The organism is Morganella sp. Je.2.23, from assembly GCF_051129855.1.
GTDB lineage: Bacteria > Pseudomonadota > Gammaproteobacteria > Enterobacterales > Enterobacteriaceae > Morganella > Morganella sibonii.
In genome coordinates this window covers 866,248-878,882 of record NZ_JBCPSQ010000001.1, presented here as the reverse complement: position 1 = coordinate 878,882, position 12,635 = coordinate 866,248, and the positions used below count along the sequence as shown (strand labels likewise).

Genomic DNA, 12,635 nt, shown 5'->3' with positions numbered 1-12,635 from the left:
TATGAGTGTCTATTTTATTGGTGTGGATGTCGGGAGCGGCAGCGCCCGGGCCGGGGTTTTTGATGCAGCCGGACGCAAAAAAGGCGAAGCAAAGCGGGATATCCGTCAGTTTAAGCCGCAGGCGGATTATGTGGAGCAATCCTCCGATGATATCTGGCGCAGTGTGTGTCTCGCGGTAAAAGATGCCGTGGCACAGGCGCGTATCGATCCGATTCAGGTCAAAGGCCTTGGTTTTGATGCCACCTGCTCCCTGGTGGTACTGGATAAACAGGGTCAGCCGCTGACCGTCAGTCCGACCGGACGCAGCGAGCAGAACATTATTATGTGGATGGATCACCGTGCTATCAGTCAGGCACAGCGGATTAATGATACCAAACACCCGGTGCTGGCGTATGTCGGCAACCGCATCTCACCGGAGATGGAAACACCGAAACTGTTATGGCTTAAGCAGAACATGCCGACCACCTGGGCGAAAGCCGGTTATTTCTTTGATCTGCCTGATTTTCTGACCTGGAAAGCCACTTATACCAACAGCCGGTCGCTCTGCTCCACTGTGTGCAAATGGACTTACCTCGGCCATGAAGATCGCTGGGATACCCATTTCTTCCGCCAGATTGGTCTGGATGATTTGCTGGAAAACGATGCGCAGATTATCGGCCGTGAGATCCGCCCGATGGGTGAACCGGTCGGTAACGGCCTGACACCGAATGCAGCCGCCGATTTGGGGCTGATCCCGGGAACACCGGTTGCCACCTCGATTATTGATGCCCATGCCGGCGGGATCGGTGTGCTGGGTGCTGCTGATGCCACCGGCGCACAACCGGATTTCAATACCCGGCTGGCGCTGATTGGCGGCACCTCATCCTGCCATATGGCGGTATCCAAAAATGCCCGCTTTATCGACGGTATCTGGGGTGCTTATTACAGTGCCATGATTCCGGGCTACTGGCTTAATGAGGGCGGACAGTCCGCAACCGGTGCGCTGATCGACCATATGATCACGTCACACCCGCAATACAGTGATGCGAAAAAACTGGCGGAACAGAATCAGCAGACTGTTTATCAGCTTCTCAACGACCGTCTGCTGGCACTGGCGGGGTCAAAAGAAGATATCGCCCTGCTGACACGGCATATCCATGTGCTGCCGTATTTCCACGGCAACCGCTCACCGCGGGCGAACCCGAATCTGCGCGGCGTGGTGACCGGTCTGCGTATGACACAAACCCTCGATGACCTCGCACTGATTTATCTGGCGACCATCCAGGCGATTGCGCTGGGCACCCGTCATATCATTGAAGAGATGAATAAGGCCGGATACGCCATTGATACCATCATGGGATGCGGCGGCGGCACCAAAAACCCGATCTTTATTCAGGAACACGCTAACGCCACCGGCTGCGCCATGCTGCTGCCGGAAGAGAGCGAAGCGGTTCTGCTGGGTTCAGCCATGCTCGGCTCGGTAGCGGCGGGCTTCTATGCCTCTATCCCGGAAGCGATGCAGGCAATGAGCCGGATCAGCAAAACGGTGACACCGCAAACGGAGAGTATCAAACAGTTTTATGATGCCAAATACCGCGTATTCCATCAGCTGTATCATGATGATCAGCGTTACCGGCAACTGATGTCAGAAGTCTGATAATAAACAGGTTCCGGCGGATTTTGTCACCGGAACCTGTTATTATTGATGCCCTTATCCATTAAAACCGCAGGTTCTCCGGCAGCATTATGAATGGAGCCGGGTATAACCGTTATTTTTCCAGCGTCACCGAAAATACACCGGTTGCGGGGATCGGCATAAACATCTCATATAATTCTTTGCGGGTCTCTTCAGGATCCAAATCAGAAAACAGCTCCGGATGCAGCCATTTCGCAAGTGCCTGAAGTGCAATAATATTCTCCGGCGAATCATAGAAAATATGCCATAAACCATGAACTCTGCCTTTTTCAACGGCGGATAATTCACCGATCGGGCTACGCTGAGATATTACTTTCAGACTGGTTTGTGCCGCCTGCGGTGTTGCAAAATACCCCAGTGTCACGCCGCGGCTGCCTTCGGGAAAGACACCAGTGGCAACATAAACATCCGGATGACGGCTTAAAATGTATTCCGGATTTAATTTACCAATAGCGCCCGGAATAATGGTTTCACCAATCGCCGTGCCGCCGGCAAGATTAATCATATCCGTCAGACTGCCTTTGCCGGGTGAACCGCAGCACTCTTGTAACCCTGGTAAATAGTCCACAAAAATCACCGGTTTCTTGTCTGCCGGAATATTCGCCGGGATACGGGCAATAACATCATCCATTTTTTGCTGATAATAGTGATTAAACCGTTCCGCCTCAGCTGTTTTTCCGATAGCCTGCCCGAGAATATGCATACTTAATTGTGTGTTCTTTACCGGATGCTGGCTGAAATCCACATGAATAACCGCAATACCGGCTGATGTTAATAACCTGGCCGCTTCACTGCCGGCACCCGGTCCGTGTCCGCCTGTCATCGGTAAAATAACCAAATCAGGCTGCAATGCTAATGCCTTTTCAACACTGAAGGTATCTTCTGAGCCGCCCCCCACCACAGGAACGGCATCGGCCTGCGGAAAGACCGCTTTAAAAGCGGCATAACCCTGAACATCCAGATCACGAAAATCACCCTGCCAGCCGGCAATCCGTTCAAATGGCGCGTCTTTTTCCAGTATGGCGAGCGGATAAATCATTCTTCCCTCACCCAGTAAAATCCGCTTTACATTATCCGGTACATCAACCTGACGTCCGGTAATATCGGTGACCATAACCGCCTGAGAATATAACGAGGACATTAACAGCCCCGCAGATAAAGCTGTTTTTAGTATTGTTGATACTGTCATTTTGTATTCCCGTTGACAGAAGAAGTATAATTATGCCGATGTTTTCTTTTTTTCCACCAGATAACAATGCCGCTGATATACAGCAGCGGCAGTAATATTCCTGAAATAAATGCGATAATAAGGCCCGGCATTCCGATACCTATATTGTGGTGTAACTGAGTAATCAGTAATTTATATTCAGGTATGACTGACAAAATATCAGGCCGTGCCAGAAAAATACCGGTAACCGCGATCAATAACAGAGGCAGTGAAAAATAGACTGCAAAAAAGTAATGCCACTGCCGCCACTTTGCCGCGCCCTGTAATCCCGGGCGGAATAAAAACAGCGCAGATATAAACTGACGCCACCCTCTGCGCGGCCACCACAAAATAATCCCGCTGATAACAGAGAGGGCCAGAATAATGCCGCATAGTGATACCAGCCAACCGCCGGAAACCGGCGGCAATAAAAGAGTCCGGTGCAGAGACACAATCCGAGAAAAAATCAGGTCATCAAAAATAATAAACCCTTTCGGTATGCCGGTTACCGGATCAATAAAGGCGATCCCCAGTTTGTCCGAATCAGAAACGGAACCAAAAACCATTGCGTTCGTTGCCGGAATAAAGCCACTTTCGGGCGCCGCTTCCCCCATCACACGGGTGAGTTCAGGGTAAGCCATCTGCGCATTCTGCCGCCAGACTTCCGGCGGCAAAAAAACAGCGGTTCCGGTTACCGGCGGCGCATAAAGCACCGCCTTACCTATTTCCCATTCCAGAACCGGTTTTTTCATTAATAACACCGCACCAGATATTCCGAGCAGTGAAATAAAGAACCCGGCAATAACTCCCGGCCAGAAATGTAACCTGAGCCAGTTTTTACGTGTTATGTACTGAGTCATTGCGGTTACCAGTTATAGCGCAATGACGCAATAATTGTTCTGTCAAAACCGACAGAACATCCCCCGGCTGAGCAACTGGTATAATACTTTTTATCAGTGACGTTATTGATATTAATACCAGCACGCCAGTTTTTAAAATCAGTATTGATTCCGCCCAGATCATAATGTGCTGCCATATCAAATAAGGTATTTGACGGGTTGGAAATAGTGCCGTCGTTATTAACCGGTGAAGACCCGGTATAACGGGCACCCGCAGCAAAACCTAATCCCTGTAAGTACCCTTTCTGAATAGTATAATCAGCCCATACTGATGCCGTATGTTCCGGTAAACCGACAGGACGCTGTCCTTTCTCTTCCGGATCGGTCGTTTTGGTATTTTTCAGTTTATTAAAGGTATAAGCTGCCGTCAGATTCAGCCCTTCCGCCGGCATATAGGTTCCCTGAATTTCAACACCCCGGGAGCGGACTTCTGCCGTCTGAATACTGTTTAAATTATTATCAGGATCTGTCGTCAGCATATTTTGCTGTGTCAGTTCAAAGACCGTCAGTGTGGCATTAATATCACCGCTTTCCGGCTGATATTTAAGACCGGCTTCCGTTTGTTTCGCTGTTACGGGTTTATAGGTTTCTCCGTAAAAATTAACACCCAACTGCGGATTAAATGAGGTTGAATAACTGACATACGGCGCTAACCCGAAATCTGTCTGATACATTGCTGCTGTACGATAGGTAAATTTGCTGTCACGCTGATCGCTGCTGCTGTTTGTTTTCCGGTTTTTTGTTTTGCTGTCAGACCAGTCTTCTCTTCCGCTTAAAACCAGTATGATGCCGTTATCAAACTTTGCCTGCTGCTGTAAATAAATACCCGCCTGATCACTGGTCTGAAGGGTATTTGCCATCATATTATTCACCGGCCCGTACTGACCGCCGTATACCGGATTGAAAATATCAATCGGTGCCGCTTTCCCGGACATCAGTAAATAATCTTCCCGTGTATGGCGGTAATCAACACCGGCCAGCGATGTCATTTCCGTATCTTTCAGCCACCAGTCTGCTTTTATATTATTATCCAGGCTGAACACATCGCCTTTAATACGAAAATGATAAGCTGCACGGTTAAGCGTACGCATATCCGGTGACAGATATAACCCCTGAGCAATATTGGTATTTAAGTCAGTATGACTGAACCGTGCACCTGAGTGTCCGGAAAAAGTATCATTAAAGGTATGATCTAACTGATATCCCAGTGACGCCTGTGTACGGTTGTTTTTTAATCCCGGTTCATCGAGGAAAACATTCGGATTCACTTTACCGTCAGGATTGGGTAACAGAGTTCCTGCCAGAGGTAAAAACGGGCGTGGTGCACCAAATTTATCATGCGAGTAATCGGCCAAAACAGTCAGAGTTGTATCGTCATCCAGCCAGGTCAGTGCGGGAGCGATATAGACTTTGTCATCTTTAACATGATCAATTTGCGTATCACTGTTACGGACAAGCCCGGTCAGCCGGTAAAAATAATGGTCACTGTCGCCCACGGGACCACTTAAATCGCCCCGGATCTGTTTGCGGTTATAATTACCGCCCTGTACCTCAATTTCATGAAAGGGTTTATATAACGGGCGCTTTGTTACCTGATTAATAATACCGCCGGGTGAGTTCTGACCGTATAATACAGATGCAGGCCCGCGGATCACATCAATACGTTCGAGCCCGTATTGTTCCGCTTTCGGCTATGCCTGTGCCGTTGTGCTGCGCAGCCCGTCTCTCAGCATCCCGGTGCTGGTAATATTAAAGCCGCGGATACTTAAATTATCAAAACGGGAAGATGCGGCATCGTTTGTCTGCAAAACACCGGCGGTATAACGCAATGCTTCACTGACAGACTGTGCATTATGCGCGGTCATTTCATCGCGGGTTAATACCGTGACCGACTGTGGCGTTTCAATAAGCGGTGTATCTGTTTTTGTTGCACTGACACTGCGGGTGGCAATATAACCGTCTATTTTACCGGCGGGTGATTGTGCCGGTTTGGCAGTAACGATTATTTCATCATTATTTTCGCCGGACTGAGTTTCAGACGCAGCAACTGAGGAAAACAACAGCGGCAGGAGAGCAATACATACCGGAGAAAATGCACGACCTGAGATAACCGGATAATAAAGAACAGATTTTTTCATTGAAATACGAACCCGCAGAGAGAATGAATACAGTAATGATAATGTATCTCATTTACCGTTTTATCTTCTGCGGGAGACTTTCGCTGTTATGACTATTTGTTTATCACAAATACTATCTGTTTGATTGTACTAACATAAATCTTTAGGTGAAAAACCGAACCGTCTGCGGAAAGCCGTTGAAAATGCAGCCGGTGAATAACCGACCTGCCAGGCAACAGCAGACACCCGTCTGTCACCGGCACACAGCAGGCGATGCGCTGATTGTAAGCGCTCTTCCTGAATAAATGACGCGACAGACAAACCGAACAGCTGCTTAAAGCCAAAACTGAGTTTACGCATATTCAGACCGGATTGGCGGCTGAGCTGATATACCCCCGGCGGATTGGCCAAATCGGCTAAAATACAGTCTCTGATATCATACAAACGCCGTATATCATTTGCCGTCAGTTTAGGATGATGGGGCGTGCGGGTATTTTGCTGAATGTACTCAAATGATATTGCGCATAATTCAAGAATTTTGCCTGTCAGATACATCTCACCCGGCGCGCCGCCAAGCGGATTATTCAGAATCTGATTTCCCAGTGCAGTTAAGACATTTCCCGCTTTTCCGGACAGTAATTGTGGTCCGGCCGATACCGCTGCTGTTAATAAAGGCGGTGGTGCGATTTTAAATGCATCCATCAGACTGTCTGATAAACAGACTGACACAAAGCGGATGTCTTCCTGCTGTAAAAAGCGCTGACGGCTTTCCTGTTCATCAAGGTTATTGGTAATAACACATAAGGAAGCCCCGGAAAGTGAAATACTGTTTTTATTATCCGGCTGACATTCCAGTTCACCATTCATCATCAGAACCAGTTTCAGCCCTTTCCATAACGGCTCGCTGACCCATTGTCCGGCATCCGGTGTCATTTTTCCGCAATAAAAAAAGGAATCCGCGCCGGGCAGCAATGTATTCATTTTACCACCGTGCATGATATTTCACCTTTTGCACCTGAATAAAAGCGAATAGTAACCATTATCACATTTAATTTCCACCCCGGTCATCTCATACCATTAGTCTATTATCCTTCATTTATTTATAAATACAGTCAATTTGACTATCAGGAATAATGTCTGTTGCGTACCGGTAGTAAGATCATCATCACAAAATAGCAGCGCAATCCTGTTGCTTATAACCTGCCTGAGTGCACAATTCTGTTGCGTTTCGTGATAGCCCTCACATTTTACAGGGGTAACGCGTGTGTCACCTTCAGGGTTTCCATCGGTACTTCTGTCTTAACACTTTGAATACTGGGTATTTGTGTCAGGTGATCAGCATGAAAGCGCCGGTAAGAGGTCAGGTCTTTGGTCACAATGCGGATCATGGCGTCACATTCACCGGCCATCAGATGACACTCGACAATCTCCGGCATTTCATTAATGGCGGCGACAAAATCATTGATCGTCTGAGCATCCTGCCCTTTAAACCAGATACGGGCATAGAGCATCAGCCCCGCACCTATCTTGCTGCCGTCCAGAATCGCCGCATAGCGCCTGATAACGCCGGTTTCCTCCAGACGCCGCACCCGTCTCAGACACGGTGACGGCGAGAGCCCGACTTCGCGTGCCAGCTCCACATTTTGTATTCTGCCGTTACGTTGCAGCTGATCCAGTATCCGCCGATCCATCTTGTCCAGTTCAATTGACATTTAAATCATCCTCTGACGACTTCTGCGCAATAATATTGCTAAGAATAGTTTTTTCGGGTCAATTTAACAACCTAATTTCCTGCAAAGCTCCGTATAATTCACATAACAAATCAGGACGTCACAAAATTGAATTAAATTCTTAATATTCAACAAATTGTGAATTATTAATATATTTTTGAACTTGGGGTGTCGTATGGTCATAAATACATTGATGGTGTTTGGCGCAACCGTGTTACCCATTGTATTTGCTCCCGGACCCGATATTTTATTCGTTTCGTCGCAAGGTCTTGCCAGCGGTTCCCGTGCGGCGCTGAAAGCCAATATGGGCGTGCTGCTGGGCTACGGGATGCATTCGGTTCTGGCGGCATTCGGACTGGCAGCCGTTGTTGTGGCATCCCCGCTTCTGTTTAACGGCATGCGCTGGTTCGGTGTGGCCTATATTGCTTATCTGGCTGTCCGCATGGTGATGTCCGCCATGCACAGGAGCGAAATGCCGCCGATGCAACCGGCGGCCAAATCTGTCATTACCAAAGGTTTTTTCACCAGTTTCCTGAATCCGAAAGGCTTGCTGGTCTACTTTGCTATCCTGCCGAACTTTATTTCCGGCAGTGAAAGTGTCGCGATGCAGTCCCTGCTGTTATCTGGTGTCTATATCGCCAGCTGTGCAATAGTTTACAGTGGCGTGGCTCTGATTTTCGGCCAGATGAGCAAAGGGGAATACAACGACAAGCGCCGCCGTCTCGGTGAAGGTGTTGCCGGAGGATTACTGGCCACCGCCGCAGTTAGTCTGGCATTTAGTTAATCCGCATCTGTTTTCGGCAAAACGGGCACTTTCAGTGCCCGTTTTTTTATGTTTGTCTCTCTGTATGCCGCAGTAATCCGCTTTATCTTATCCCTGTGTTTTCTTCAGTACATGGCACAACTGCCCCAGCACTTTCATCGCGTTATCCAGCCGGTCATTCCATTCAAATGAACAGTTCAGGCGGAAAGCGTGGTTAAACTGGTCGCTGGTGGAAAACATGGAGCCGGGTGCTATGCTGATCTGCTCATTAAGTGCCATCCGGTACAGTTTGACCGCATCAAACGGCGGTTCAAATTCCAGCCAGAGAAAATAACCGCCCTGCGGACAGTTCACTTTCACATCTTCCGGGAAATATTCACTGATGGCATACAGCATCCGGTGCTGGCGCTGCTCCAGCTGCTGGCGCAGTTTTTTCAGATGCGCGTCATAACCGCCCTGACCGAGGTATTCCGCAATGGCCTGCTGTGTCGGCATACTGGCGGATACGGTACTCATCATCTGTAACTGCTGGACTTTTCGCGCATGCTTTCCGGCCGCCACCCAGCCGACACGGAAGCCCGGTGCCAGACATTTGGAAAAAGAGGAACAGTGGAAGAAATTGTTGTCTTTATCCAGGCTTTTCGCCGGCTGCGGTGCTTCATTACCAAACCAGAGCTCGCTGTAGACGTCATCCTCAATCAGCGCAATATCATGCCGTGTCAGGATCTCCACCAGCCGCCGTTTATTTTCCGGCGGCATTGTGCCGCCGAGCGGGTTCTGGAAGTGGGTCATCAGCCAGCAGGCTTTGATATCATAGCGCCCGGCCACGTCTTCCAGTGCATCAGGATCCATGCCGGTCTGCGGGTCAGTTTTGATCGCCACCGCTTTCAGCCGCAGACGTTCAATCGCCTGTAATGCCCCGTAAAATGCCGGGGATTCAATTACCACCCAGTCACCCGGTTTGGTGACCGCCTGTAAACTCAGTGACAGAGATTCCATTGCCCCGGCAGTGATAACAATATCATCCGGTGAAACATGGATACCCTGCGCAGCATAGCGACGGGAGATATTACGCCGCAGTTTTTCATTCCCCGGCGGCATATTGACAACCGCACTTTGCGGAGCGATACGGCGGGCTACGGCGCCCAGCGCTTTGGAGAGCTTCGGCTGAACCAGCAGCGAGGGGTCAGGGAATGCAGAGCCGAACGGGATGATAGCAGGATCTTTGCAGGCCTGAAGCACATCAAACAGTGATGCGTTAATCTCCACATTTTCACTCAGATGCATACCCAGGCCGCCTTTGGCCGGAGCAAACGCCGGTGCCCGTTTGGCGACAAAGTAACCGGACTGCGGACGCGCCACCACCCAGCCCTGACTTTCCAGTAACTGATACGACTGTACGACAGTCATCAGACTCAGCCCCGACTGTCTGGCACTTTCACGCAGGGACGGAAGTCTGTCCCCGACCTGCCAGATATCATCTTCTATCTGTTGTTTTATCTGTTCTGCTAGCTGTTCATAGCGTGTCATGACGCAATCCCCGGATAACTGTTATATACATATTATGATTAATTGTCACTATTATAGTCTAGCAACACATGGTGTACTGTGCCACACATTTCATCTGCGTAGTATTTGCATAGCTATAACAACGAGAGGTCACTATGTTTGGGTTAAGTGCCCTTGAGCTTGCGCGAATTCAGTTCGCCTTCACTGTGTCGTTTCATATCATTTTCCCTGCGATCACCATCGGTCTGGCGTCATTTCTGGCGGTGCTTGAGGGAATGTGGCTGAAAACCCGCAATGAGGATTACAAAAAGCTCTTTCATTTCTGGTCAGCCATCTTTGCCGTGAATTTCGGTATGGGTGTGGTCTCCGGTCTGGTGATGGCCTATCAGTTCGGTACCAACTGGAGTTTCTTTTCTGAGTTTGCAGGATCAATCACCGGTCCGCTGCTCACCTATGAAGTTCTGACCGCGTTCTTCCTGGAAGCCGGTTTTCTCGGCGTGATGCTGTTCGGCTGGAACCGTGTCGGTGAAAAGCTGCACTATTTCGCCACCTGTATGGTTGCACTCGGCACACTGATGTCCACTTTCTGGATTCTGGCGTCCAACAGCTGGATGCAGACCCCGCAGGGGCATGAGGTAATCAACGGTGTTGTCGTGCCGGTGGACTGGTTTGCCGTGATTTTCAACCCGTCGTTCCCGTACCGCCTGCTGCATATGACAACCGCTGCATTTCTTGCCTCCGCCTTTTTTATTGCCGCCTCTGCGGCCTGGCATCTGCTGCGCGGCAATAAATCCGGAGCCATGAAAAAGATGTTTTCCATGTCATTGTGGCTGATTGTGGTACTCGCACCGCTCCAGGCACTGATTGGTGATGCGCACGGGCTCAATACCCTTAAATATCAGCCGGTTAAGGTGGCGGCGATGGAGGGTCACTGGGAGAATAAACCCGGTGAAGCCACACCGCTGATCCTGTTCGGGATTCCGGATAATGAACAGGAAAAAACCCGTTATGCCGTGGAGATCCCGGGGCTGGCCAGTCTGATCCTGACACACAGTCTTGATAAACAGGTACCTGCACTGACTGAATTTCCGCCGGAAGACAGACCGGATAACGTGTTTGCGGTGTTCTGGTCATTCCGCGTGATGGTCGGCCTCGGCATGCTGATGCTCCTTGCTGCCGCCCTGAGTCTGTGGCTGCGTTACCGCGGGCGTTTGTATGATTCGCGTCCTTTCCAGCGCTTTATGTTATGGATGGCGCCGTCCGGGCTGATTGCCATTCTGGCGGGCTGGTTTGTGACTGAAATCGGCCGTCAGCCGTGGGTGGTTTACGGATTGCAGCGCACGACTGATGCTGTCTCAGCACATGGTGATATGCATATGAGTATCAGCCTGCTGATCTTCTTTGCTGTTTATGGTTCTGTGTTTGGCATTGGCTATATCTATATGATGAAGCTGATCCGCAAAGGTATCGCGCCGGAGGTGTCTCATGGGCATTGATTTACCCCTGATTTGGTTCGTCATTATTATATTCAGCACACTGATGTATATCGTGATGGACGGATTTGACCTCGGCATCGGCATTCTCTATCCCTTTGTGAAAAGCAACGCTGACCGGGATCTGATGATGAACAGTGTCGCACCGGTCTGGGACGGTAACGAAACCTGGCTGGTGCTGGGGGGAGCCGCGCTGTTCGGCGCTTTCCCGCTCGCCTATGCCGTGATTCTGGATGCGCTCGCCATTCCGCTGACACTGATGCTGGTGGCGTTAATCTTCCGTGGCGTGGCCTTTGAGTTCCGCTTTAAAGCAGATGAACATCACCGTTATTTCTGGGATCGCGCGTTTCTGATCAGCTCAGTCATCGCCACCTTTGTTCAGGGTGTGGTCGTTGGCAGCGTGATTGAAGGTTTTCCGGTCGCAAACCGCACTTTTACCGGCGGTGCCTTTGACTGGCTGGCGCCGTTCCCGCTGTTCTGCGGTTTCGGTCTGGTGATCGCCTATGCCCTGCTCGGCTGCGGCTGGCTGGTGATGAAAACAGAAGGCCATTTACAACAGCAGATGTATAAGGTGCTGAAGCCGCTGACGCTGGTAATGCTGGCGGTTCTGGCTGTGATCAGCCTGTGGACGCCGCTGGCGCATGACGCCATTGCGGCACGCTGGTTCAGTTTCCCGAATATTCTGTTCTTCCTGCCGGTGCCGCTGCTGGTGCTTATCTGTGTCGTTGCGCTGTTCCGCAGTGTCAGCCGCCATCTGCACTACACGCCGTTTTTTGCGGCACTCGGTCTGGTTTTCCTGGGTTTCACCGGACTCGGTATCAGTATCTGGCCGATGATTATTCCGCCGGTGATTGATTACAAAACGGCCGCCGCCCCCGGTGAAAGCCTGAGCTTTATGCTGGTTGGTGCTTTATTCATCATACCTGTGATCCTGGTATATACCTGGTGGAGTTACTATGTCTTCAGAGGAAAAATCACCCATGACCAGGGCTACCACTGATCCTGCCGCACCGGCACCCTGGTGGAAAAAAACCGCCTGGATGCTGGCTATCTGGGCAGGCAGTGTGCTGGCACTGTTTGCAGTCTCATCACTTTTCCGCTTATTAATGACGGCGGCGGGAATGAAAGTAAAATAGTCGTCATATCTCATCAGTAAGTACCTCATCAGTACTTCATGCACTGTTTATACAGCTGCATTGCCCGGCACACCGCACCCCCATGCGGTGTGCTTTTTTTTAATAA

12 protein-coding genes are annotated in these 12,635 nt (G+C 50.0%); 5 read left to right on the top strand and 7 right to left on the bottom strand.

Going from position 1 to position 12,635, the window contains the following annotated elements:
• The first annotated feature begins 1 nt into the window (after window position 1).
• Window positions 2-1,636 carry an FGGY-family carbohydrate kinase gene (locus AAZR23_RS04225; protein WP_046892250.1) on the top strand — a complete coding sequence of 545 codons (1,635 nt, stop codon included), beginning with the start codon at window positions 2-4 and terminating at the stop codon, window positions 1,634-1,636.
• 112 nt (window positions 1,637-1,748) lie between these two features.
• Here AAZR23_RS04225 and AAZR23_RS04220 read toward each other — a convergent pair whose 3' ends face one another.
• From AAZR23_RS04220 to AAZR23_RS04195, 6 genes are all read right to left on the bottom strand, one after another.
• Window positions 1,749-2,816: an ABC transporter substrate-binding protein gene (locus AAZR23_RS04220; protein ID WP_434690717.1), complete on the bottom strand. Its 1,068-nt coding sequence runs from the start codon at window positions 2,814-2,816 to the stop codon at window positions 1,749-1,751.
• A gap of 44 nt (window positions 2,817-2,860) precedes the next feature.
• Window positions 2,861-3,742 (bottom strand): PepSY-associated TM helix domain-containing protein, encoded by an 882-nt coding sequence (locus tag AAZR23_RS04215; RefSeq protein ID WP_434690715.1) that lies wholly within the window; start codon window positions 3,740-3,742, stop codon window positions 2,861-2,863.
• Between the two features lie 5 nt (window positions 3,743-3,747).
• Window positions 3,748-5,442: a TonB-dependent siderophore receptor gene (locus AAZR23_RS04210; RefSeq protein WP_434692390.1), complete on the bottom strand. Its 1,695-nt coding sequence runs from the start codon at window positions 5,440-5,442 to the stop codon at window positions 3,748-3,750.
• A 30-nt stretch (window positions 5,443-5,472) separates the two neighbouring features.
• The gene (locus tag AAZR23_RS04205; RefSeq protein ID WP_434690712.1) at window positions 5,473-5,919 is read right to left on the bottom strand and encodes a TonB-dependent receptor plug domain-containing protein; all 447 of its coding nucleotides are present in this window, start codon (window positions 5,917-5,919) and stop codon (window positions 5,473-5,475) included.
• Between the two features lie 129 nt (window positions 5,920-6,048).
• A complete protein-coding gene (locus tag AAZR23_RS04200) occupies window positions 6,049-6,894 on the bottom strand; it encodes a helix-turn-helix domain-containing protein (RefSeq protein ID WP_434690709.1) in 846 nt (281 codons plus the stop codon).
• Between the two features lie 251 nt (window positions 6,895-7,145).
• Entirely contained in the window at window positions 7,146-7,610 is a 465-nt protein-coding gene (locus AAZR23_RS04195) for an Lrp/AsnC family transcriptional regulator (protein WP_046892251.1), read from the bottom strand.
• Window positions 7,611-7,803: 193 nt separating this feature from the next.
• Here AAZR23_RS04195 and AAZR23_RS04190 point away from each other — a divergent pair, with 193 nt between their 5' ends.
• Complete coding sequence (locus AAZR23_RS04190) at window positions 7,804-8,412, top strand: LysE family translocator (RefSeq protein ID WP_434690705.1); 609 nt, start codon at window positions 7,804-7,806, stop codon at window positions 8,410-8,412.
• Between the two features lie 87 nt (window positions 8,413-8,499).
• Here the strand turns inward: AAZR23_RS04190 and AAZR23_RS04185 are convergent, their stop codons facing one another.
• Window positions 8,500-9,921: a PLP-dependent aminotransferase family protein gene (locus AAZR23_RS04185; protein WP_052927460.1), complete on the bottom strand. Its 1,422-nt coding sequence runs from the start codon at window positions 9,919-9,921 to the stop codon at window positions 8,500-8,502.
• Window positions 9,922-10,055: 134 nt separating this feature from the next.
• Between AAZR23_RS04185 and AAZR23_RS04180 the strand changes: the two genes are divergently transcribed.
• Genes AAZR23_RS04180 through AAZR23_RS04170 form a run of 3 tightly spaced genes read left to right on the top strand, consistent with a single transcriptional unit; the run spans window position 10,056 to window position 12,529 of the window.
• Window positions 10,056-11,396, top strand: coding sequence for a cytochrome ubiquinol oxidase subunit I (locus AAZR23_RS04180; RefSeq protein WP_054423600.1), 1,341 nt, complete (start codon window positions 10,056-10,058; stop codon window positions 11,394-11,396).
• Entirely contained in the window at window positions 11,386-12,393 is a 1,008-nt protein-coding gene (gene cydB / locus AAZR23_RS04175) for a cytochrome d ubiquinol oxidase subunit II (RefSeq protein ID WP_434690701.1), read from the top strand. Before AAZR23_RS04180 ends, cydB begins: the two co-directional genes overlap by 11 nt.
• Window positions 12,374-12,529: a DUF2474 domain-containing protein gene (locus tag AAZR23_RS04170; protein WP_072056843.1), complete on the top strand. Its 156-nt coding sequence runs from the start codon at window positions 12,374-12,376 to the stop codon at window positions 12,527-12,529. The genes cydB and AAZR23_RS04170 overlap by 20 nt, the downstream gene beginning before the upstream one ends.
• Window positions 12,530-12,635 lie beyond the last annotated feature (106 nt).